Source organism: Mycolicibacterium alvei (genome assembly GCF_010727325.1).
Lineage (GTDB): Bacteria > Actinomycetota > Actinomycetes > Mycobacteriales > Mycobacteriaceae > Mycobacterium > Mycobacterium alvei.
Window position 1 is genome coordinate 1,133,082 of sequence record NZ_AP022565.1, and the last position, 22,047, is coordinate 1,155,128.

General features: G+C 67.1%; 21 protein-coding genes and 1 pseudogene. 3 read left to right on the forward strand and 19 right to left on the reverse strand.

The features are described from left to right. Positions 1-5: 5 nt before the first annotated feature. The 7 genes and pseudogenes from G6N44_RS05290 to G6N44_RS05315 form a co-directional block, all read right to left on the reverse strand. Positions 6-779 carry an ABC transporter ATP-binding protein gene (locus G6N44_RS05290; RefSeq protein ID WP_163661768.1) on the reverse strand — a complete coding sequence of 258 codons (774 nt, stop codon included), beginning with the start codon at positions 777-779 and terminating at the stop codon, positions 6-8. After that, entirely contained in the window at positions 776-1,636 is an 861-nt protein-coding gene (locus G6N44_RS05295; protein WP_163661769.1) for an ABC transporter permease, read from the reverse strand. The genes G6N44_RS05290 and G6N44_RS05295 overlap by 4 nt, the downstream gene beginning before the upstream one ends. Beyond that, positions 1,633-3,063, reverse strand: a complete 1,431-nt coding sequence (locus tag G6N44_RS05300; RefSeq protein ID WP_163661771.1) for an ABC transporter substrate-binding protein — start codon at positions 3,061-3,063, stop codon at positions 1,633-1,635. The genes G6N44_RS05295 and G6N44_RS05300 overlap by 4 nt, the downstream gene beginning before the upstream one ends. 10 nt (positions 3,064-3,073) lie before the next feature. Continuing rightward, positions 3,074-3,301 (reverse strand): 4Fe-4S dicluster domain-containing protein, encoded by a 228-nt coding sequence (locus G6N44_RS05305; protein ID WP_036444492.1) that lies wholly within the window; start codon positions 3,299-3,301, stop codon positions 3,074-3,076. Beyond that, entirely contained in the window at positions 3,298-4,056 is a 759-nt protein-coding gene (locus tag G6N44_RS05310) for a GntR family transcriptional regulator (RefSeq protein ID WP_179964482.1), read from the reverse strand. Before G6N44_RS05310 ends, G6N44_RS05305 begins: the two co-directional genes overlap by 4 nt. Before the next feature lie 303 nt (positions 4,057-4,359). Next, positions 4,360-4,722 carry a hypothetical protein gene (locus tag G6N44_RS29965; protein WP_456152505.1) on the reverse strand — a complete coding sequence of 121 codons (363 nt, stop codon included), beginning with the start codon at positions 4,720-4,722 and terminating at the stop codon, positions 4,360-4,362. Continuing rightward, positions 4,688-5,617, reverse strand: a pseudogene (locus G6N44_RS05315) (integrase core domain-containing protein); the annotation flags it as partial. The gene G6N44_RS29965 and the pseudogene G6N44_RS05315, both read right to left, overlap by 35 nt. A gap of 145 nt (positions 5,618-5,762) precedes the next feature. Here G6N44_RS05315 and G6N44_RS05320 point away from each other — a divergent pair. After that, a complete protein-coding gene (locus G6N44_RS05320; protein WP_163661773.1) occupies positions 5,763-7,220 on the forward strand; it encodes an HNH endonuclease signature motif containing protein in 1,458 nt (485 codons plus the stop codon). 16 nt (positions 7,221-7,236) lie between these two features. Here G6N44_RS05320 and G6N44_RS05325 read toward each other — a convergent pair whose 3' ends face one another. From G6N44_RS05325 to G6N44_RS05340, 4 genes are all read right to left on the reverse strand, one after another. After that, positions 7,237-9,486, reverse strand: a complete 2,250-nt coding sequence (locus G6N44_RS05325; protein WP_163661776.1) for a molybdopterin-dependent oxidoreductase — start codon at positions 9,484-9,486, stop codon at positions 7,237-7,239. 95 nt (positions 9,487-9,581) lie between these two features. Next, on the reverse strand, positions 9,582-10,070 hold the full coding sequence (gene nusB, locus G6N44_RS05330) for a transcription antitermination factor NusB (RefSeq protein ID WP_163661778.1): 489 nt from the start codon (positions 10,068-10,070) through the stop codon (positions 9,582-9,584). A gap of 2 nt (positions 10,071-10,072) precedes the next feature. Beyond that, positions 10,073-10,636: an elongation factor P gene (gene efp / locus G6N44_RS05335; RefSeq protein WP_163661780.1), complete on the reverse strand. Its 564-nt coding sequence runs from the start codon at positions 10,634-10,636 to the stop codon at positions 10,073-10,075. Positions 10,637-10,660: 24 nt separating this feature from the next. Beyond that, positions 10,661-11,746, reverse strand: coding sequence for a M24 family metallopeptidase (locus G6N44_RS05340; RefSeq protein WP_163661782.1), 1,086 nt, complete (start codon positions 11,744-11,746; stop codon positions 10,661-10,663). Between the two features lie 33 nt (positions 11,747-11,779). On the opposite strand from G6N44_RS05340, the gene G6N44_RS05345 reads away from it, so the two are divergent. After that, entirely contained in the window at positions 11,780-12,346 is a 567-nt protein-coding gene (locus tag G6N44_RS05345; RefSeq protein ID WP_163661784.1) for a B-4DMT family transporter, read from the forward strand. Positions 12,347-12,401: 55 nt separating this feature from the next. Here the strand turns inward: G6N44_RS05345 and aroB are convergent, their stop codons facing one another. Genes aroB through alaS form a run of 8 tightly spaced genes read right to left on the reverse strand, consistent with a single transcriptional unit; the run spans position 12,402 to position 21,157 of the window. Next, positions 12,402-13,481: a 3-dehydroquinate synthase gene (aroB, locus tag G6N44_RS05350; protein WP_163661786.1), complete on the reverse strand. Its 1,080-nt coding sequence runs from the start codon at positions 13,479-13,481 to the stop codon at positions 12,402-12,404. Further along, on the reverse strand, positions 13,474-14,190 hold the full coding sequence (locus tag G6N44_RS05355) for a shikimate kinase (protein ID WP_163661788.1): 717 nt from the start codon (positions 14,188-14,190) through the stop codon (positions 13,474-13,476). The genes aroB and G6N44_RS05355 overlap by 8 nt, the downstream gene beginning before the upstream one ends. Continuing rightward, positions 14,190-15,398: a chorismate synthase gene (gene aroC, locus G6N44_RS05360; RefSeq protein WP_163661790.1), complete on the reverse strand. Its 1,209-nt coding sequence runs from the start codon at positions 15,396-15,398 to the stop codon at positions 14,190-14,192. Before aroC ends, G6N44_RS05355 begins: the two co-directional genes overlap by 1 nt. 60 nt (positions 15,399-15,458) lie before the next feature. Beyond that, positions 15,459-15,884: a prepilin peptidase gene (locus G6N44_RS05365; protein WP_163661792.1), complete on the reverse strand. Its 426-nt coding sequence runs from the start codon at positions 15,882-15,884 to the stop codon at positions 15,459-15,461. 9 nt (positions 15,885-15,893) lie between these two features. Continuing rightward, a complete protein-coding gene (locus G6N44_RS05370; RefSeq protein ID WP_163661794.1) occupies positions 15,894-16,709 on the reverse strand; it encodes a shikimate dehydrogenase in 816 nt (271 codons plus the stop codon). Next, positions 16,706-17,950, reverse strand: coding sequence for an endolytic transglycosylase MltG (locus G6N44_RS05375; protein ID WP_163661797.1), 1,245 nt, complete (start codon positions 17,948-17,950; stop codon positions 16,706-16,708). Before G6N44_RS05375 ends, G6N44_RS05370 begins: the two co-directional genes overlap by 4 nt. Further along, entirely contained in the window at positions 17,943-18,461 is a 519-nt protein-coding gene (ruvX, locus tag G6N44_RS05380) for a Holliday junction resolvase RuvX (protein WP_163661799.1), read from the reverse strand. Before ruvX ends, G6N44_RS05375 begins: the two co-directional genes overlap by 8 nt. 5 nt (positions 18,462-18,466) lie before the next feature. Then, entirely contained in the window at positions 18,467-21,157 is a 2,691-nt protein-coding gene (gene alaS, locus G6N44_RS05385; protein ID WP_163661801.1) for an alanine--tRNA ligase, read from the reverse strand. Positions 21,158-21,411: 254 nt separating this feature from the next. Here alaS and G6N44_RS05390 point away from each other — a divergent pair, with 254 nt between their 5' ends. Further along, on the forward strand, positions 21,412-22,032 hold the full coding sequence (locus G6N44_RS05390; RefSeq protein ID WP_163661803.1) for an antibiotic biosynthesis monooxygenase: 621 nt from the start codon (positions 21,412-21,414) through the stop codon (positions 22,030-22,032). The last annotated feature ends 15 nt before the right edge of the window (positions 22,033-22,047 follow it).

A 22,047-nucleotide genomic window follows, 5' to 3' on the forward strand; every position in this document is an offset into this window, starting at 1 on the left:
TTCAGTCACGGTTGCTCCAGGGCGGCAATGATCTCGGCGCGCAGCGCGGTTCGTTCGGGATCGTCGGTTCGGGGCTGGCCCACCTCGATGAGGGCGCGTAACGGCTGCCCGGCGCGGCCGAGTACGGCAACTCGGTCACCGAGGGTGAGTGCCTCGTCGACGTCGTGGGTGACGAACACGATCGTCGTCGGATGGGCCTTCCAGGTGTCGATCAACAGCCGCTGCATGGCCGCCCGGGTCTGCGTGTCCAGCGCGGCGAACGGCTCGTCCATCATGACGGCGCGGGGTGCACCGGCCAGGCCTCGAGCGAGCTGGACCCGCTGCCGCATGCCGCCGGAGAGACTCTTCGGCAGGAAGTCGGCGAACCCGGCCAGTCCGACTTCGGCGATCCACCGGTCGGCACGTTCGCGCCGACCCGCCTTTGGCTCGCCCCTTTTACCATTGCGCGGCTCGCCGCGGAGCTGCAGGGCCAGTTCGATATTGGACCGCACCGTGCGCCACGGCAGCAACGCGCTGTCCTGGAACACCATGCCGCGGTCGCGTGACGTAGTGGTGACCGGTTCGCCGTCGGCCAGTACCCGGCCGCCGTCGGGCCGCAGCAGCCCGGTGAGTGCACGCAACACTGTGGACTTACCGCAGCCCGACGGCCCGGTGAGCACCAGGATCTCACCGGGTTCCACTGCGAGACTCAGATCCTTGATTACCGGAGTGCCGGTGTAGGACAAGGTGATTCCGTCGAGCTCCAGCTGCATTCCATTACTGGCAAATGTTGTGGTCATCGCACATTCTCCTCTGCGCGCGGCAGCCAGCGGGTGGCCCGGCGCCCGATCAGCTCGACCGCCGCTGCGGTGAGGAAACCGAGAACACCGATCGTGAGGATGCCGACGAACACGTCGGGATAGTTCAACACCGTATACGCCTGCCAGGTGCGGTAACCCACACCCAGTCGGCCCGAGATCATCTCGGCGGAGATCACACAGATCCAGGCCACACCCATGCCGACCGAAAGCCCACCGAACAGGCCGGGCAGGATGCCGGGCAGCACCACCCGGCGGAGCACGTCGAGGCGACCGCCGCCCAGGGTGCGAACCGAGTCCTCCCAGATGGTCGGAAGGGCACGCACCGCGTGCCGGACACTGACCATGATCGGGAAGTAGGCCGCCAGGAACGTGATGAATACGATCCCCGCCTCATCGCTGGGGAACACCAGGATCGCCACCGGCACCATCGCGATCGCCGGGATCGGTCGGGCCAATTCGGTGAGCGGGCCGAAGATGTCGGCGAACCACGCGGTCCGTCCCAACAGGATTCCGGTGATCACACCGACCACCGCGGCCAGACCGAACCCACTGAGAATCCGGATCAGGGACTGCCCGAGATCCAACCAGTACTCCGGCGTCCCCAGCCGGTTGATCAGCGCCGCAGTAATGTCGGTGACGGTGGGCAGAGTGTCGAATCGCAGACCGAACCGCACGTCGTTGGCGGTCAACAGCTGCCAGAGCACGATGGCACTCACCACCGACGCCAGCCGCACGAGGCGATGAGGCCAGACCGAGGGCGTCCGGTGAGAATGCTCCGCTTGCGGCGGGGCCGGAGGATCACTGACCGCGACGGGCGGGGTCTCGGTGGTGGTCATGCCGCACCTGCCAGCGCTTGCCGGTAGTCGACGATCGCCGCACCGGGATGCGCCGCGGTGTAGCGTTCGGCACCCGCCTGGGTTCCGAACGGCAGATAGCCTTCGGTGGCCGGCCCAGGCAGGCGCACCCACACCGCCTTGTCCGCGAACCATCGCGTACCCAGTTCGGCGTCGGTGATGTAGGCGGCGCGGATCTTCTTGCCCTCGCCCTCAGCCTGCCGGATCGCCTTGAGCAGGCATACCGGCGTTGCGGCGGCCGTGGTGGTATCCGAACCGTCGAGCCAGAGCTCGCCTGCGGTGGCGGAATTGTCGACAGCACTGTGGCACACCGGATCGGCGCCGCTCAGCGCCGACGGGTTGGCGTTCGAGGCCAGTGCTTTCTCGTAGTCCTGGCCGCGCGCGGCGAACGCCGCCCGCAGCGGTGCGTCCTGCACGAAGCCGGGCACATCGAGGTCGGCGAAGTTGTCGATCGACTTCAGGTAGGGCACATCGCCTTTGAGCGCGTCGACCAGCGACGGTTTGAGCGTGGTGTCGAACGAGGTTCCACCCGGCCCGTTGTACAGGTAGACGACCTCCTGCGGCAGCCCACTGCCCTCGGCCACGAGGCGGGCAGCCTCCAACGGCTTGGTGTTGAGAAAGTCGGTGGCATCCAGTTGTGCCTGCAGGAAGGCATCGACTACCTCCGGGTGATCGGCCGCATACGCCCGGCGCACCACGACACCGTGCAGGGTCGGATAGTTCAGTTCGGCCCCGTCGTAGAGCAGCTTGGCCTTGCCCTGCTGGACCAACAGCCCCGGCCAGGCGACGAACTGCGAAAGTGCCTGAACCTGAGCCGATTCCAGCGACGACGCGCCGACCTGAGGCTGCTGGTTGAGCACCTCCAGACCGGCCTTGGCGTCGATGCCGGCCTTGGCGAGGGCTTGCACCAGCATGCCGTGGCCGGCCGATCCAACACTGGCCGAGACCTTCTCGCCGGCCAGATCGGTCAACGACTTGGCCGGCGAATCCGGCGCCACCACAACCATGTTCAGCGCACCCTTCGGGTTGTACCCGGTGACCGAGACCATCTCGGTCTTGGCGCGTTCGTTGGCCTGGGTCTTGGACCCGTTGATGAGCATCGGATAGTCACCCATCGACCCGATGTCGATCTTCTCGGCCACCATCTGCGCGGTGATCGGGGCGCCGGTGTCGTAGTCCTGCCACGTCACGTTGTACTTGGTGCCGGTACGGATGGTGATGTCGGCCAGGCGGCGCTCCAGGTATCCCTGGGCGCGCAACAAAGTTCCGGCGGTAACGGTGTTGATGGTCTTGGACTGGTAGCCGACGACCACGTCGACGGTACCGGCCGATTTCGTCGCCGAGTCCAGGGAGCAACCGGCGGTCGCGACCGTGAGACCGGCGGCCAGAGCGATCAGGGCTGTTTTCACTTCGGGTCCTCTAGCGGATGAGGTAGGGCATGTTGACGGTGACGGCGCCGGTGGGGCAACGGGCCGCGCAGGGACCGCAATACCAGCACTCGTCGACGTGCATGAAGGCCTTACCGTTGGCGGGGTTGATGGCCAGCGAGTCAAGCGGACACACATCGACGCACAACGTGCAGCCCTCGATGCACAGGGATTCGTCTATGGTCACCGGGACATCGGCGCGTTGATTGACCAGCGTCATGCATCTCTCCTGACAAGGTTGCCGCGCATGGTGATTCGATCACCACGCATCCTGATGTACTCCAGGTCCACGGGAGTTCCGTCGTCCAGACTCGTGAGCCGTTCGGCCATCAGCAGCGCCGATCCGGCGGGAATCTGCAGCGCCGCGGCGGAGTGCGGGTCGGCCGAAATCGCTTCCAGGGCAAGGCCCGCACCGCCCAATCGCCGACCACTCACACGTTCGATGAGCGCGAAGATATCGTTGTCCTCCAACGGGTGACCGATCACCTGGTCGCCGATATCGGGAGCCAGGTACGTCAGATCGAGCGACAGCGGCAGGTCGGCGAGGTAACGCAGACGCTCGATGAAGACCACTTGCGATCCCGGCTCGAGTGCCAACTTCCGGGCCACTGCTGGCGGGGCTGAAAGTCGCTGCACGGCACGGACTTCGTTGCGCACGTCGCCGTAGTCCTTGAAAGTCTCCTTCAGCCCCACCAGCGCGTCGAGGCCGTGGTTGTACTTGCGGGCCGCCACATGCGTGCCCACCTTGGTGCCACGGTCGATCAAGCCCTCGGCCTTGAGGACGGCGAGGGCTTCGCGGATGGTGTTGCGGGAGACGAAGAATTCGGCGGCCAGCTCCGCCTCGGCCGGCAGCGCGCGGTCATACGTGCCTTCGTAGATCTGGTGACGCAGCACGTCGGCCACCTGGCGGGCCTGATCGGCGCGCGCACGGCGGCTCGACAGCGATACGGGATGGGCTTCGGGCTGCGACGACACGCACTCAAGGTAAGGGCGATCCAGGGGCGTCGCAGTGCGGCGAATTCACCGTCGGCGCAAGTTAACGGATTGCGCCGCCTACCGCCGTCGAAGTACCTGGCGAAACCGTCCTCGAGGGCTCGCATTGCGCCACCTCCGCGGTGACACGAATTTACAAATCCCGATGATCGAAAGGTCGTCAAAAAACTTTGGCCACTTTGGTCGCATCGGCCCCAAACAGCGGTTGTGATGTATCAGGACATCGGTGACAGTTCTGTATCAGGACATCGGTGACAGTTGATGTATCAGGACATTGGTGACGTTTCATCGGTCTTGGCGTGGGCCGCGGGGTTGTCCGTTGCCGACGTATCGCACTCCGGGTGCGGGTCGTGTGTGCTCGATGAGGACTTCGCCGTCGAGGTCGGCCACGGTGATGCTGTCGCCGTCGATGACGACGAGGACCTGGTCGAAACTGCGTCGGCCGTCGACTTGGTAGTGAATTCCGGCGACGCTGAACGAGCCTGTGCTGGTCAGCGTCTTGACGAAGGTGCCTGCGGGTAGGTCCTTGGGTGTCGGCGCGGGCCGGTGCTTCTTGGGTGTGGGTGGGGCGAATAACGGCTTGTCAGGCTTGGGGCGAGGAGCTTCGGCTTTGGGGGGTGGCCTCCCACGCCGCGCGCGGCGTGACACGTCCAGGTAGTCCTTGGTGAGGACGTTCGGTGTTGTAGATGACATCGAAGGCGTCGACCTGGGCCTGTAGTTCTTCGAGCGTCTCAGCGAGGGGCTGTTTGTCGAGGTAGCGAAACAGGGTCTGGTGGAAGCGTTCGTTTTTGCCCTGGGTGGTGGGCTTGTGGGGCTTGCCGGTGATCGCCTCCACGCCCAGGCGCGACACATGCGCGACGAGTTGGCCGTTCTGCCCGCGTCGGGACGGATTCAGCGCAGCCCCGTTGTCAGAGAGCAGTCGTTGCGGGACGCCGTGGGCGGCAATAGCCTTGTCCACCACAGTGATTGCGTCCTTGGCGGTCTCGCCCCAGGCGACGTGGGAGGCAACCGCGTAGCGGGAGTGGTCGTCGATGAGCTGGAAGATCACGCACTTGCGGCCACCGGCGAGGACGTACTCGGTGGCATCGAGTTGCCAGCACGCGTTCGGGGCTGGATAGACGAACCGTCGCCACGCCGAGCGGGGCTTTTTCTTCGGCTCAAGCCGAGCGACCCCGGCCTCACGGAAGATGCGTGCCAGCGACGCGGTGGAGGGGACCTGCTGAAGGCCCATCGCACCCATCTTGTCGTACACGCTGATCGGCCCGTGGTCTAGGCCGGAGGCCTCCAGAGCGGCTCGCACGGCCACGGCCTGTTGTTTGAGCTCGTCGCTCAACGTTGCCGGACTGGACTTCGGTCGTCGGGTCCTGGGTTCGAGCACCGCGGCCGGCCCGTCGGCCTTCGCCCGCTTGCGCAACTCGTAGAACGTTTTTCGGGAGATTCCGTGCTCGGCGCAAAAGGTTGATACCGCCCCGCGGGGCGCGTCATCGGGCCACTGGGAGATCGCCAGGCGGATCCGAGGATCGATGGGTTCATTGACAGCCACCGCCTGAGCCTGCGGGCAGAAGTGTCACCACCAAGACCATCCGAACTGTCACCGATGTCCTGATGCAGAACTGTCACCGATGTCTTGAGACATAACAGCCCCAAACAGCGGTTTCTTGTCGGGCTATCGAACTAGTGTTCGAATCATGAAGGTCGGGTTGGCGCAGAACCGGGGCACGGTGCAGACCGCGCTGGCCGGCCACCTGGCCGCGACCGCGACGCTGGCCGATGTGGACTTCACCGGATTCGACACCGCGGAATTGTTGGCGATCCAGTCCCAACGCGAGCAGCAGGCCCGCACCGCGGCCATGATCGATCACCGCATCCAGGCCGCCCTGATGGCTCAGGCCACCCCACACCAGATCGGCGGCAAGTCCTGGAAAGATGTGCTGGCCACCCGGATGCGCCTCAGCGGCAAGGAAGCCGCACGCCGCGTCACCGCCGCCACCGAACTAGGGCCGCGATATGCCATCGGCGGTGAGATGCTGCAACCGCTACTGCCCGCATGCGCCCAGGCGCTGGCAGCGGGGACGATCAACACCGAACACATCACCATCATCGGCAACACTCTGGCGAATGCCGAAAAATACGTCAGCACCACCGAACTCGCCCAGATCGAAACCGACCTGGTCACCGCGGCGACCCGCGACACCCCCGAAACACTGAAAGCCGCGGCAGACAAACTGCTGTACCTGCTCAACCAGGACGGCGACAGCCCCGATATCGCCGCACACCTGCGCGGGCTGCGGATCGGCAAACAAGACGCCGACGGATTGGTCCACGTGCAGGGCTGGCTGGACCCCGAGACCGCGTCCTATCTGCGAGCCGTCACCGGGGCGTGGGGCGCACCCGGCCTCAACAACCCCAACGATCAAGAACCGGTCCACAACCCCACACCCAACCCACTCGATGAACCCGACGTACACAAGGCCGCCGCGCCCGAGCCCGACACCTCCCACGCCCAGCAAGCCCAGCAGGCCGCCGCCGACCGTGACACCCGAACCCAGGCCCAACGCAACCACGACGCACTCAAAGTGGCACTGCGCGAACTGCTGATGTCCAAACGACTCGGCCAGCACGGCGGCCTGCCGGTCACCGTGGTCGTCTCCACCACCCTGGCCGAACTGGAAGCCGGGGCCGGCATCGCCATCACCGGGGCGGGCCTGCGGATGCCGATGACAGACCTCATCCGCTTGGCATCGCACAGCTTTCACTACCTGATCGTCTACGACCACCACACCGCAGAACCGCTCTACATGGCCCGCACCACCCGACTGGCCACCAAAGCCCAACGCCTACTGCTCTACAACCGCGACCGCGGCTGCACCCGCCCCGGATGCACCGCCCCCGCCGACCACTGCCAGGCCCACCACGCCAAAACCGACTGGCAACACGGCGGACACACCGACGCCCCCGACCTCGCCCTGAGCTGCGGACCCGACAACCGCCTAGCCGGACTCGGCTGGACCACCAACATCGACCCACACACCGGCCGCATCCACTGGCACCCCCCACCCCTGATGAACACCGGCCAAGACACCCTCAACCACCACTTCCACCCCGAAGAACTACTGGCTCCACCCGATGCGGCCGATGACGGGTGACACCCGTCCCTCACCGCTAGATCATCGTCCGGCTGACGGTGACGGGGATGCCGTTGAGCGCGCCGTTTCCGGACGGCTCGTCGATGAAGTCCGGCAGCGACAGGATGTTGGTGTTCACCCCGGGTGCCGCGTTGGCGACGCCGAGCCTGGTACCGGGCTGGCCGTGTCCCCAGCCGTGCGGCATGGACACCACACCGGGTTTGATCGCCTCGGTCACCTCGACCGGCACCACGATCTTGCCGGCGGTCGACGCCACTTCCGCGTTGTCGCCGTTGGCGATACCGCGCTCGGCGGCATCGCGGCGGTGCATCAGCAGGGTGCACCGGTCACGGCCCTTCATCAGCGGGCCGACGTTGTGCAGCCAGGAGTTGTTGGACCGCAGATGCCGCCGACTGACCAGTACCAGATCATCGGGGGCACGTTCCAGTCGCTCGGCCAGCCGGGGCAGGTCGTCCAGCAGATACTGCGGTGCCACCCGGATCTTCTGATCGGCGGTCCCGAGCACGTCGGGCACGCGGGGCACCATCGGGCCGAAGTTGATTCCGTCCGGATGAGCCTTGAGCTTCTCCAGGGTCAGTCCGTCCGGGTTCTCGCCGTACCGATCGCCGAACGCCGCAGTCCGCAGCGTCAGATCGAGCATGCGTTCCGGTCCGCCGTGGTCGTAGTGCCTACGAATGTCTGCGCCGTCGAGACCCTGGGTGAAGCACAGGTAGTCGAACCAGCCGTCGTCGAGCGCGGCGATGTCGACGTCCTCGGCCGGAGTGCCGGTGCACAGCCCGGTCAGCCGGATCAGGATCTCCCATTCCTCGGGCGCATCGGGATCCTCGCGACGGAACACCGGCGGCGAGTAACGCGCGAAGCTGTTGATCGCCGAGCCCAGCAGCAGATCGGCGGAATGTGGCTGCTCGAGCGCCGAGGCACCGGGCAGGATGACATCGGCGTGCTTGGTCGTCTCGTTGAGCCACAGATCCACCGAGATCATCGCGTCGAGCTGCGGCAGCGCCTCGTCGAGTTTGTCGCCACCCGGAGTCGACAACACCGGATTACCCGCCACCGTGATCAGCGCCTTGAGCTGTCCCTCGCCGGGGGTGACGATCTCTTCGAGCATGCACGACACCGGGACCTGGCCCATCACCTCTCTGGCCCCGCGGACCCGGGTTCGGTAGCGGCCGAAGTTGGGCGCCCCGTCCTCCAGTCCCGGGATCGGCTGGCTGGTGACGGTCCAGGCGGTCGGGGTGGCGAACATTGCGCCGCCCGGGGTGTCGAAATGGCCGGTGACGATGTTGACCACGTCCACCAGCCAGCTGGCCAGGCTGCCGAACTCCTGATTGCAGGTGCCGATCCGGCCGTAAACCACCGCCCGCGGTGTGCCGGCCAGCTCACGGGCCAGACCACGAATCCGCTCTGCATCGATACCCGTTGTGGCAGAGACCCTTTCGGGCGACCAGTCCGACACCACCTGCTGCAGCGTCGACACCCCGTCGAGATGGCGCTCCAACTCACCGAGGTTGACCAGCCCCTCGTCGAAAACGGTGTGGACGATCCCGAGCAGCAGTGCCGCATCGGTGCCGGGCGTGATCGGCACCCACTCGTCGGCCTTGGCGGCGGTCTGGGTCCGCACCGGGTCGACAACGATCACCTTGCCGCGCTGACGGATACCGCCGATGATGCCCATCACGTCCGGCGCGGCCAGCAACGAACCCTGGGACGCCGCGGGATTGGCGCCCATGATCACCAGCAGGTCGGTGCGCTGGATGTCGGGGGTTGGGAACGCCCACCAGCTGCCGTACATCAGATGTGACGACAGATTCTTCGGCCACTGGTCGATGGTCCCGGGCGAGTAGGTGATCGGCATACCGGACAGGCCCAGCAGGACGGCCGCGTAGCGCGACAACGAAAACGAGTGCGCCAGTGGGTTTCCGGTGTACGCGGCGACGGCGCCGATACCGTACTTCTCGATGACGGGTGCCAGCAGTTCGGTGCAGCGACGGAACGCGGTATCCCAGTCAACCTCGTGCCACCGGCCGTCGATCTTGATCATCGGCCGGCGGATCCGGTCGGGGTCGTCGTGCAGTGCGGCCAGCGACGCGCCCTTCGGGCAGATGTGACCCGCACTCCACTGGTCGACCTTGTTCGGCCGCACACTCGCCACTTTGCCGTCGGAGACCTGAATCTCCAAGCCGCACATTGCCTCACAGAGGGGGCAGGCGTGCAGGTGTAGACCGTCCTCGCCGATCTCCGCGATTCTTCTCGGCTCGTGTCCCATCAGCGGCCTCCGATGTTGTTACATGTGCGGACACACGTAACAACATCGTGGCACCCAAGGGCACCGGTGTTCCCGATGTTCGGGAAACCCTGCAGCTACGGCTCGGGCCGGTCCTGAACCGCGCCCTGCACAGCCGCGGCCGCGGCACGGATCTGCGGGGTCACCAGCATCACCTGGCCGAGCACCCCGTTGACGAATCCGGGCGATTCATCGGTGGACAACTCTTTGGCGAGTTCGACGGCTTCGTCGACGGCCACCGGCTCGGGAACGTCCTCGGCGTGCAGCAGCTCCCAGACTGCCACCCGCAGGATGGCGCGATCCACGGCGGGCAGCCGCTCCAGCGTCCATCCCTGAAGGTGCGCCGAGATGAGATCGTCGATGTGGGCGGAGTGCTCGGTGACGCCGCGCGCCACCGACACCGTGTAGGGATTGAGCGGACTGACTTCGGGCTGATCCTCGGCCAACGCGGCACGGCCATCGGCCACCGCCTCCGGCGTCAGACCACGCGCCTCGGCCTCGAACAGCAGATCCACGGCCCGCTTGCGGGCCTGGTGGCGGCCCCGGTCGCCACGGCGGTCAGGCATGGTCAGCCATTCACGCGGCCGAGGTAGTTGCCGTCACGAGTGTCGACCTTGAGCTTGTCACCGGTGTTGATGAACAGCGGCACCTGGATCTCGGCGCCGGTCTCCATGGTGGCCGGCTTGGTGCCGGCGCTGGAGCGGTCGCCCTGCAGGCCCGGCTCGGTGTGGCTGACCACGAGCTCGACCGACACCGGCAGCTCCAGGTACAGCGGGGACGACTCGTGGAAGGCGATCTGCACCGCCATGTTCTCCAGCAGGAAGTCGGCCAGCCGGCCGACCAGTGCCTCCGGCAGCGGGTGCTGCTCGAAGTCCTCGGAATCCATGAACACGAAGTCGCTGCCGTCGCGGTACAGATAGGTGGCGTCGCGGCGGTCCACGGTGGCGGTCTCCACCTTCACGCCGGCGTTGTAGGTCTTGTCGACGACCTTGCCGGACACCACGTTCTTCAGCTTCGTGCGGACGAAGGCCGGGCCTTTGCCGGGCTTGACGTGCTGGAATTCCACGATCTGCCACAGCTGGCCGTCGATCTGCAGGACGAGCCCGTTCTTGAAGTCGGCAGTCGATGCCATGAGGGTGTTGCTCCTAAGTTTCTGTCACAAGATGGCCAGTTCCTTGGGGAACCGGGTAAGCAGGTCGGGCGCCCCCTCGCCCACGACCAGGGTGTCCTCGATCCGGACACCGCCGCGATCGGGCAAGTAGACACCGGGCTCAACGGTGACCGCAGAGCCAGCAAGCAGTGTACCGGCGGCCGCGGCGTTGATTCCCGGCGCTTCGTGGATCTGCAGTCCGACGCCGTGGCCGAGCCCGTGGCCGAAGTTGTCGCCGTAACCGGCATCGGCGATGACCTGGCGCGATGCGGCGTCCACAGCGCTCAGTGACACGCCGGGGGCCAGCGCGTCGCGCCCGGCCTGCTGCGCGGTCGCAACCAGGTCATAGATGTCACGCTGCCACTGTGCCGCCGGGCCCAGCACGAATGTGCGCGTCATGTCGGAGTGGTAACCCTCCACCAGGGCGCCGAAGTCGATCTTCACGAAGTCCCCGGCGGCGAGCAGGGCATCGGTGGGCCGGTGGTGCGGGATGGCCGAGTTCGCGCCCGTCGCCACGATCGTCTCGAAGGACGGTCCGTCGGCACCGTGGTCGAGCATCAGGGCTTCGAGTTCGTTGCGGACCTCGCGCTCGGTACGACCGGGCCGCAGACCGCCGCGCTCCAGCAGATCCGTGAGCGCCGCGTCGGCGGCCTCACAGGCCAACCGCAGCATCGCGATCTCGCCTGCATCCTTGACCTCCCGCAGGGCCTCCACCGTGCCGGCCGCGCGTACCCACTCGACCGAGTCACCGGCCGCCTTCTTCAGGGCCGTGTAGGCGTCCACGGTCACCACATGGCTCTCGAAACCCAACCGCAGGGCGCCGGCCCGGGCGGCGCGCCCGGCCAGGTGCGACCCACAGGCTCGCTCGATGACCACCTCGGCGTCCGGCGACTGATGCGCAGCCTGGGTGCGGTAGCGCCCGTCGGTGGCCAGCACCGGCGCGACATCCTCGGCGAAGATCAACAGGGCCGCGTTCGAACCGGTGAATCCGGACAGATAACGCACATTGACCAGGTCAGTTACCAGCATCGCGTCCAGGCCCGATTCGGCCAGCCGACGGCGCAATCGGTCTCTGCGCTGGGAAATAGTCACGGTCGGTGACGCTACTCGCTACAGTGTGCCCCCATGAGCAAGTGGTTACTGCGCGGAGTGGTGTTCGCAACAGCGATGGTCATAGTGCGCTTATTGCAAGGAGCACTGATCAACGCCTCGCCGGGTAATGCCACCTGGTTCAGCCTGGGCCTGATCACGTTGTTCGGGATCGGCGTGCTGATCTGGGGCCTGCTCGACGGCCAGAGCGACGCACGTGCCAATCCGGACCCGGATCGTCGCGCCGACATGGCGATGATCTGGCTGATCGCCGGCCTGTTCGCCGGCATCGTCAGCGGCGCGGTGGCGTGGTTCATCGGGCTCTTCTACAAGAGCCTGTACACCGATGCGCTGCTCAACGAGGTCACCACCTTCGCGGCGTTCACCGCGCTGCTGGTGTTCCTGCTGGGGGTGGCCGGTGTGACGGTGGGCCGTTGGTTGGTGGACCGCAAGGCCCCGCCGCAGCCCCGTCAACGCCACCACGGCCTGGCCGCCGAGGATCGCGCCGACACCGATGTGTTCGCCGCTGTGAGCGCCAACGGCGCCACGGAAACCCCAGACACCACGCAACCCGTCGACTACCCCGACCAGCCCAAGCAGTAGCGATCCCCTGCCCGCGCGGGCAGAACAGAATTTCAGGCGCAGGTGGCGCGGGCGATCAGGCCCGCGCCACTTCTGCGTATGCGGCCGCCAACAGTGACGGATCCGGTCCTTCCAGGCGCCCCGGCTTGGCCAGCCCGTCCAGCACGACGAACCGCAGGATGCCCGAGCGGTTCTTCTTGTCGCCTGCCATGTAGTCCATCAGCTGGGGCAGAGCGTCACCGTCGTAGGTGACCGGCAACCCGAGCGCGGTCAGCACCGAGCGGTGCCGGTCGGCGGTCTTGTCGTCGAGACGCCCGGCCAGCCGGCCCAACTCTGCCGCGAACACCAGACCGACCGACACGGCGGCGCCGTGGCGCCACTTGTACCGCTCGCGGCGCTCGATGGCATGCGCGAGGGTATGGCCGTAGTTAAGGATCTCGCGCAACTGCGATTCGCGTTCGTCGGCAGCAACCACCTCGGCCTTGACGGCGATCGCGCGACGAATGAGTTCGGGCAGAACGGTCCCGGTGGGATCCAGTGCCGCCTCGGGATCGGCCTCGATCAGATCGAGGATCACCGGGTCGGCGATGAAGCCGGCCTTCACGATCTCGGCCATGCCCGCGACGATCTCGTTGCGCGGCAAGGTTTCCAGGGTCGCAAGATCCACCAGCACAGCGGCCGGCTGATGGAACGCGCCGACGAGGTTCTTGCCCGCTTCTGTGTTGATCCCGGTCTTGCCGCCCACCGCCGCGTCGACCATGCCCAGCAGTGTGGTCGGCACGTGCACGATGTCGACGCCACGCAGCCAGGTGGCCGCAGCAAAGCCCGCGACGTCGGTGGCTGCTCCCCCGCCCAGGCTGACTACGGCGTCCTTGCGGCCAATACCGATGCGCCCCAGCACTTCCCAGATGAATCCGACGACGGGCAGTTCCTTCCCCGCCTCCGCATCCGGAATCTCGATGCGGTGGGCTTCAATTCCCTTGTCGGCCAAGTGCTGCCGGATGACTTCGGCGGTCTGGGTGAGCACCGGCTGATTCAAGATCGCCACCTTGTGACGGCCCTCGAGCGTGTTTCCCAGCTCGCCGAGCAGGCCGGTTCCGATGATGACCGGGTAGGGCCGGTCCACCAGTACCTCGACGATTACCGGGTCAGTCATTGTGTCGCTCCACGTTGCGGGCGGCCAGGGCCGCTGGGGTGGGTATGGCTTTCGATTCAGGTTCGGATGCGGTCGTGCCGCCGGCGGACTCGGAACCGGACGGGGATGCGGAGGCCGCACCACGCCGCCACGGCGGACGCCGTCGGCGCCGCCTCGTCGTTCGCGGCTGCTCGTCCCGCTTCTGAGGCTGTTTCTGGATCGGGGGGTTCTCCAGTCGCGTGACGATAGTGCGAACCACCGCGCCGGGGTTACGCCGGTTGGTGTTGATCCGCATGGTCGCGACGCGACGGTAGAGCGGCACCCGTTCGGACATCAGGGCGCGGTACTTCTCGGCACGGTCGGGCCCGGCCAGCAGTGGCCGGACCGTGGAACCACCGGTGCGGCGCACCCCCTCGGCCGCGCTGATCTCCAGGTAGACGACGGTGTGCCCGGCCAACGCCTCACGTACACCGGCGGTGGTGACCGCGCCGCCACCCAGGGACAGCACGCCATCGTGGCTTGCCAGCGCCGAGCGAATGACCTCTTCCTCGATACGACGGAACTCCGCCTCGCCGTCGGTGGCGAAGATCTCGGCGATCGTGCGTCCGGTGGTCTCCTCGATCGCCGCGTCGGTGTCGAGCATGGTGAGGTTCAGCGCCTTGGCCAGCCGGCGGCCGATGGTCGACTTGCCCGAACCCGGCAGGCCGATCAGTACCGCCTTGGGGACCATCAGCCCAGGGCCTGCGCCGCCGGCTCGCGCTCGGCGACGGCCCGCAGGTAGGCGTCGATGTTGGCGCGGGTCTCGGCCAGGGAGTCTCCACCGAACTTCTCCAGCACGGCGCGGGCCACCACCAACGCGACCATGGTCTCCACCACCACACCGGCGGCCGGCACCGCGCAGACGTCGGAACGCTGGTGAATGGCAACGGCTTCTTCACCGGTCGCCATGTCGACGGTTGCCAGTGCCCGCGGGACGGTCGAGATCGGTTTCATCGCGGCCCGGACCCGCAGCGCCTGGCCGTTGGTCATGCCGCCTTCCAGTCCGCCGGCCCGGTTCGTCGAGCGCAGAACGCCGTCGGGGCCGGGGTACATCTCGTCGTGGGCGACGCTGCCACGACGGCGCGCGGTCTCGAAGCCGTCGCCGATCTCGACGCCCTTGATCGCCTGGATGCCCATCACCGCGGCGGCAAGCTGGCTGTCGAGGCGGTTGTCGCCGCTGGTGAACGAGCCCAAACCGATCGGCAGGCCCGCCACGACGACCTCGACCACACCGCCGAGGGTGTCGCCGTCCTTCTTGGCATCTTCGATCTCGGCGATCATCGCTGCCTCGGTGTCCTTGTCGAACGCCCGGACCGGGCTGTCGTCGATCGCCTCCAGATCGGAGAACTGCGGCGGCGGACCGTCGTAGGGCTTGGAGGCACCGATGGAGATGACGTGCGAGACGATCTCGACACCGAGGGCCGCCCGCAGGAAGGCGCGGGCCACGGTGCCTGCCGCCACCCGCGCCGCGGTCTCGCGTGCGCTGGCACGTTCCAGCACCGGGCGGGCATCGTCGAAGCCGTACTTGAGCATGCCTGCGTAATCGGCGTGCCCTGGGCGGGGACGGGTCAGCGGGGCGTTGCGCGCTGAATCTTTTTCGGCAAGCAGGTCCTGATCTACCGGGTCGGCAGACATCACCGTCTCCCACTTGGGCCATTCGGTGTTGCCGATCTCGATGGCGATCGGCCCGCCCAGGGTGGTGCCGTGACGCACCCCGGCCAGCATCGTGACCTGGTCCTGTTCGAACTTCATCCGGGCACCCCGCCCGTAGCCGAGGCGACGGCGCTTCAGCTGCGCCCCGATCTCCTCGGAGGTGATGGGTACGCCTGCAACCATGCCTTCGACCATCGCCACCAGGGCACGGCCATGAGATTCACCTGCGGTAGTCCATCGCAACACGGCTGTCATTCTCCCACGTGGGGTTTGCCTCCCCGAAATCCGTGGTTGTCGGCGACGAAGCTAGGCCAGAACCAGGGCAACCGCCGCCGCGCTGGCCGCACACATCGACGGTCCGTGCGGCACGGTCCGGATGCCACGCACGGCCGCGACGAACGCCAGGACGGCGGTGAACATCGGGGCGGCCAACGCTGCCAGCAGCCACACATCGATACCGAACGCACCCGTCATCGCACCCAATCCGACCGCGAGTTTGACGTCACCGCCGCCCATGGCCCGCGGCGATACCAGGTGCACCAGCAGGTACAGCACCGACAATGTCGCCGCGCCGGCCAGTGCGGCCAGACCGCGTCCACCCAGTGTCGCCACGCCGAGAACCAGCACCGCGCCGGGAAACGTCAACCAGTTCGGCAACCTGCGTTCGGCAATGTCATAGCCGCTCAACGCCAGTAGCCAGGCGCCCGCGATGACGGCCTCCCCCACCCCCATCTACCGAGGCTAAGCCCCGATCAGCGCGTCTCTCATCGCCTGTTTGGGAGCCGCCCGGCCGGTGAACTGCTCCACCTGGGCGAACGCCTGGTTCAGCAGCATTTGCAGCCCGTTGATCGCCTCACCGCCCGCGGCCTCGACCGCCGCGGCCAGCGGGGTGGGCCATGGGTCGTAGATGGCGTCGAGTACGCGCGGCACCGCGGCCAGGGTGCCCGCGTAGGCGGCCGCCGCGTCGGCCGGGATGGTGCTGACGGCGGCGTCCGCGGTGGCCACCGCGTCGCTCAACGCCGAGCTGTCGATGTTGCACCAGCTGCTGTGCGCCCCACAGCGACCGGCCAGCTCCACCAACCGTGCAGCCTTACCCTCGTCGCGCGCCACGATGGTGATCCGCTGCACGCCGAGTTCGGCCAGGGCCACGACCGCCGCCGGGGCCGTGCCGCCGGATCCGATGACCAGCGCCGAATCGCCGGCCGTGCCGAGCGCACCGATCACTCCGTCGACATCGGTGTTGTCGGCACGCCAACCGCCCGTGGGCATCCGGACCAGGGTGTTGGCCGAGCCCACTAATTCGGCGCGTTCGGTGCGCTGATCGGCGAACTCCAGTGCGGCGAACTTGCCGGGCATGGTGACCGAAAGGCCGACCCATTCCGGGCCCATGGCGCTGACGAGTCCGGGCAGTTGTTCGGCCGTGCACTCGATGCGCTCATAGGTCCACGACGGCAGCCCCAGCGCCCGGTAGGCGGCCAGATGCAGCTGCGGCGACCGCGAATGGGTGATCGGGGAGCCGAGGACTGCGGCCTTGCGGGCGCTATTTCCTGTTGTCATCTGGCGCTGTCGAGGACACCGTTGTTCTGCGCCAGTTCGATGTTGGCCAGGTGCTGGTCGTAGTCGCGGGTGAACAACGTGGTGCCCTGCAGATCGATGGTCACGAAGTACAACCAGTCCCCTGCCGCCGGATGCTCGGCCGCGGCCAGCGCCTCGGTACCGGGCGAACAGATCGGAGTCTGCGGAAGCCCTTCACTCATATAGGTGTTCCACGGGGTGATCTTGGCCCGGTCGTCATCGGTGGTCGCCACTTCCTGGCGGTCCAGCGGATAGTTCACCGTCGAGTCGAACTCCAGCTTGCGGTGTTCGGCCAGCCGGTTGTAGATCACCCGGGCGACCTTGTCGAAGTCCTGTGGCTTGGCCTCGCGTTGCACCAGGGATCCGACCGTGAGGATCTGATACGGCGACATCTGCATTGCTGCGGCAGTGTCGAGCAGACCGCTCTGCGTGTAGAGGGTCGTGCTGCCGCCGATCAGGGTGGACAGAATCTCCTGTGCCGACCCCGCCGGATCGACGTTCCAGGTGCCGGGCGCGATCAGGCCTTCCAGCCGCCGGTGATCGTTGGGCATCGCCGCCACCGGAGCCGCCGCCCATTCGGGTACCGCCAACGCGGCAGCGGGAGCCGATTGCGCGGCGGCGCGCAGCTGATCGACCGGTACGCAGCGCTGTGTGCCGTCGAGTTCGACACAGGAGGCCTGTGAGATCAGCGCGAAGATGCCCTGCGTGACCGCCTTGGTCTTGACATCGGCGATGTCGTCGAGCTGGCGTCCCTCCGGGATGGTCAGCTTGCCCACCCGGCTTTCCGGATCAGCCAGGCGCGCAACGGCGTTGGCCGCCGGGATCTCGGTGCGCAATTTGTAGAAGCCGGGTTGAATCGCCGAGATCGCCGCGTTCTCGTGGGCCGCCTCGACAAACGCCTTGACCGTGGCGACCACCTTCTGGTCCTGCAGGGTCTTGGCGATGGCCGTCGTGGAGTCACCGTCGTGGACCTGGATGACGACATCGGCGACGCCGTCACCCGCGTAGTCGCCGGTGGTCCCGGACATGCCGTGCCACAGCTTGGAACCCAGGAAGACCGCGCCGATCACCACCATGATGAGCGCTGCGAGTGAGAGGCCCCGGGTGGCGCGTCGCTTCCGGTCACTGCGGGCTCTACGGGCCCGCTCGGCCTTGCTCATCCCGCGTCGCGGTGGTCCGATCGCCTCGGGCTCGGCCTTGTCGGCACCCCACTTCTCAGCCATCCATGCCCTCTCCACGCGCGGACAGCGCCGCACGTCGCTGATCCAGCCAGCTTTGCAGAATGCCCACCGCAGCGGCCTGGTCGATCATCGCCTTCTGCCCCTTTGCCCGGACCCCCGCTTCGCGCAACGATCGCTGCGCCGACACAGTAGTCAGCCGCTCGTCGGCCAACCGCACCGGTATGGGGGCGATCCGACGGGCCAGCAGTTCCGCGAGTGCGATGGCGTCGGCGGCGGACGTGCCGGCCCGGTCCGCGAGGGTGCGCGGCAAGCCGACGACGACCTCGACGGCGTCGTACTCGCCGATCAGTGTCACCAGCCTGCGCAGGTGCTTGCCCGACCGATCCCGCTTGTCCCGCTGCACGGTCTCGACCGGCGTGGCCAGTATCCCGTCGGGATCGCAACTGGCCACACCGATCCGCACGGTGCCGACATCGATGCCGATGCGCCGCCCACGTCCGGGGTCATCGTCCCCTGGGCGGTCCGGTAACCGGTCGTCGATCGGGTCGGACACGACGGCTAACCCCGGCCGATCTCGGCGCGCAGCGCGGCCAACGCCGCGTCGATACCCGCCGCCCCCTTACCGGAACCTTGTGCCATGTCCGCCTTGCCGCCCCCGCGGCCGTTGACTGCCGCGCCGAACTGCTTGACCAGTTCGTTGGCGCGCAGGCCCAGATCCTGTGCTGCCGGGTTGACCGCCACCACGAAGGGCACCGAGTCGTCGTCGCCCTCGGCGATCAGGGCGACCACCCCGGGGTCGGAGCCGAGCTTGCCCTTGATGTCGCCGACGAGGCTGCGCAGATCACCGGCCGACATGCCGCCGGCCATCCGTTGTGCGACCACGCGGACCTTGCCGATGGTCTCCGCGCCTGCGGCCGCGTTCGCCGCGGCGGCCCGGGCGTTGGCCAGACGGGCCTTGTCGAGTTCCTTCTCGGCGGCCTTGAGTCGTTCCACCAGGTTCGCCACCCGGGCGGGCACCTCTTCCGAGGGCACCTTGAGCGACGAGGCCAGCCCTGCCATCAGCGCGCGTTCCTTGGCCAGATGACGGAAGGACTCCAGCCCGACGTAGGCCTCGACACGGCGCACCCCCGACCCGACCGAGGATTCGCCCAGGATGGTGACCGGTCCGATCTGGGCCGAGTTGTGTACATGGGTGCCGCCGCAGAGTTCCAGCGAGAACGGCCCACCGATATCGACCACCCGCACCTGGTCGGGGTAGTTCTCACCGAACATCGCCATCGCACCCATGGCCTTGGCTTTGTCCAGGGCGGTGACGAAGGTGTTGACCTGGTAGTCGGCCTCGACGGCCTCGTTGGTGACCACTTCGATCTGCGAGCGCTGGTCCTCGGTCAACGCGCCCTGCCAGTTGAAGTCGAACCGCAGGTAGCCGGGACGGTTGAGCGAACCGGCCTGAACGGCGGTGGGGCCCAGCACCTGTCGCAACGCGGCGTGCACCATGTGGGTACCGGAGTGCCCCTGGGTGGCACCGCGACGCCAGTTGGGATCCACTGCAGCGGTGACCGTGTCACCCTCGACGAACTCTCCGGACTCCACGTTGATCCGGTGCGCCCACAGGGTTTTGGCGATCTTCTGCACATCGGTGACGGCAGCCTTGGCGGTGGCCGATGCCCCGGTTCCGGTGATCGCGCCCTCGTCGGCGATCTGGCCGCCGGCCTCGGCGTAGAACGGAGTGCGGTCCAAGATCAGCTCGACGCGCTCGCCGTCCACGTCCCCGTGGGTCACCACCGGCACCCGCTTGCCATCCACAAAGATACCGAGAATGTGTGCCTCAGTGGACAATTCGTCGAAGCCCGTGAACTCGGTGGGCCCGGAGTCGACCAGCTCACGGTATGCCGACAGATCGGTGTGGGCCTGCTTGCGCGCGGCGGCATCGGCCTTGGCGCGCTGACGCTGCTCGGCCATCAGCGTCCGGAAGCCCTGCTCGTCGACCGCGAGGCCGGCCTCGGCCGCCATCTCCAGGGTGAGGTCGATCGGGAAGCCGTAGGTGTCATGCAGGGTGAACGCGTCACTGCCGGAAAGCACGGAAGCGCCGGATTTCTTCGTCGCCGCGGCGGCGTCGTCGAACAGCCTCGAGCCCGCGACCAGGGTGCGGTTGAACGCCGTCTCCTCGGCCACCGCGATGCGGTGGATCCGGTCGAAGTCGGTGACCAGTTCCGGGTACGACGGGCCCATCTCGTCGCGCACGGTAGTCATCAGCCGGCTCATGATCGGCTCTTCGACGCCGAGCAACTTGGCGGCGCGGATGATGCGGCGCAGCAACCGCCGCAGCACGTAACCGCGGCCCTCGTTTCCGGGGCTGACCCCGTCGCCGATGATGATCGCCGCGGTACGACTGTGATCGCCGATGATGCGGTAGCGGACGTCGTCCTCGTGGTTGCCGGCGCCGTATCCGCGGGGGGCGATCCCGGCGACCAGGTCGATCACCGGACGGACCAGGTCCGTCTCGTAGACGTTGTCCACATCCTGCAGCAGACAGGCGATCCGTTCGACGCCCATGCCGGTGTCGATGTTCTTTCGCGGCAGCGGGCCGAGGATCTCGAAGTCGTCCTTCGAGGTGCCCTCCCCGCGCTCGTTCTGCATGAACACGAGATTCCAGATCTCGATATAGCGGTCCTCGTTGGCCTCGGGTCCACCCTCGATGCCGTACTCCGGGCCACGGTCGTAGTAGATCTCCGAACACGGTCCGCACGGCCCGGGGATGCCCATCGACCAGTAGTTGTCGGCCATGCCGCGGCGCTGGATGCGCTCCAGTGGCAGCCCGGCGACTTCCTGCCACAGCTGAATCGCCTCGTCGTCATCCAGATAGACCGTCGCCCACAGTCTTTCCGGATCGAACCCGTAGCCGCCGTCACTGACCGGGTTGGTCAGCAGGGTCCAGGCCAGCTCGATGGCGCCCTTCTTGAAGTAGTCGCCGAACGAGAAGTTGCCGGCCATCTGGAAGAAGGTGTTGTGCCGGGTGGTGATGCCCACCTCGTCGATGTCCGGGGTCCGGATGCACTTCTGCACGCTGGTGGCGCGGTCCCACGGTGGGGTGCGGGCACCGAGGAAGTAGGGCACGAACTGCACCATGCCGGCGTTGACGAACAACAGGTTGGGGTCGTCGAGGATCACCGAGGCACTGGGCACCTCGGTGTGGCCCGCCTTCACGAAATGATCGAGGAAGCGCTTCCTGATCTCGTGTGTCTGCACGTTGCTCGTGTCCTCGTGTTCGTGGGTGGCTGGGGTTGCGCAGGCAACCACCAGTGAGACCGCTTTACATTACCGTTCTGCGCGTTCGCCCCGAAAAGGCGACGATCCTCACGCCTCGAGAAAGCTCAGCCGCACCGATCGCTGCAGCCCGCGAGCCTTCCGCCAGACCATTGCCACCTGCGACACACCGGAGGATGGTTGAGGTGGAACCGGTGGCGCCACCGGGGCGCCGCCCTGGCAGGAAGGGGTGGATCGTGTTCGCACGTTCAACCACGATCGCGGCGCGCACCCAGGCCATCAACGCCGGCATCGCCCATGTCCGCGACGCGGTCATGCCCGCCCTCGACACCATCGACGGCTGCGTCGGGCTTTCCCTGATGGTGGATCGGCAGTCGGGCGACTGTGTCCTGACGACGGCCTGGCGGTCCGAAGAAGCCATGCATGCCAGCGCCGCCGCGATCGCGCCGATGCGCCATCGGGTGGTGGATACATTCGCCGGCACCGCGTCCGTCGACGAATGGGAGATCGCGGTGGTGCACCGCGAGCAGTACTCCGGACCGGGCGCCTGTGTCCGGGCAACGTGGCTGCGCACCCGCCCCGAACTGTTCGACCGGGCCGTCGAGTTCTACCGCACCTCGGTATTGCCGGCGATGGAAGACCTCGAGGGTTTCTGCAGCGCCAGCCTGATGCTCGACCGTGGGACGGGCCGGGCGGTGTCCTCGGCCACTTTCGACAGCGCCGAGGCGATGGACCACAACCGCGATCAGGCCAGGGCGTTGCGCACGGCCCGGCTCCGCGATCTGAGCGCCGATCAGATCGATGTCGGCGAGTTCGAACTCGTGCTGGCCCACCTGCGGGTACCCGAGATGGCGTGACCCGCTGACGAAAAC

Excerpts from the sequence above, each read along its gene's own strand:
- G6N44_RS05365 (WP_163661792.1), bottom strand. The coding sequence starts at position 15,884 with ATGGGGGTGGGGGAGGCCGTCATCGCGGGCGCCTGGCTACTGGCGTTG.
- efp (WP_163661780.1), bottom strand. The coding sequence starts at position 10,636 with ATGGCATCGACTGCCGACTTCAAGAACGGGCTCGTCCTGCAGATCGAC.
- G6N44_RS05345 (WP_163661784.1), top strand. The coding sequence starts at position 11,780 with ATGAGCAAGTGGTTACTGCGCGGAGTGGTGTTCGCAACAGCGATGGTC.
- nusB (WP_163661778.1), bottom strand. The coding sequence starts at position 10,070 with ATGCCTGACCGCCGTGGCGACCGGGGCCGCCACCAGGCCCGCAAGCGG.
- G6N44_RS05305 (WP_036444492.1), bottom strand. The coding sequence starts at position 3,301 with ATGACGCTGGTCAATCAACGCGCCGATGTCCCGGTGACCATAGACGAA.
- aroB (WP_163661786.1), bottom strand. The coding sequence starts at position 13,481 with ATGACTGACCCGGTAATCGTCGAGGTACTGGTGGACCGGCCCTACCCG.
- G6N44_RS05355 (WP_163661788.1), bottom strand. The coding sequence starts at position 14,190 with ATGGTCCCCAAGGCGGTACTGATCGGCCTGCCGGGTTCGGGCAAGTCG.
- G6N44_RS05290 (WP_163661768.1), bottom strand. The coding sequence starts at position 779 with ATGACCACAACATTTGCCAGTAATGGAATGCAGCTGGAGCTCGACGGA.
- G6N44_RS05325 (WP_163661776.1), bottom strand. The coding sequence starts at position 9,486 with ATGGGACACGAGCCGAGAAGAATCGCGGAGATCGGCGAGGACGGTCTA.
- G6N44_RS05320 (WP_163661773.1), top strand. The coding sequence starts at position 5,763 with ATGAAGGTCGGGTTGGCGCAGAACCGGGGCACGGTGCAGACCGCGCTG.
- G6N44_RS05370 (WP_163661794.1), bottom strand. The coding sequence starts at position 16,709 with ATGACAACAGGAAATAGCGCCCGCAAGGCCGCAGTCCTCGGCTCCCCG.
- G6N44_RS05375 (WP_163661797.1), bottom strand. The coding sequence starts at position 17,950 with ATGGCTGAGAAGTGGGGTGCCGACAAGGCCGAGCCCGAGGCGATCGGA.
- G6N44_RS05295 (WP_163661769.1), bottom strand. The coding sequence starts at position 1,636 with ATGACCACCACCGAGACCCCGCCCGTCGCGGTCAGTGATCCTCCGGCC.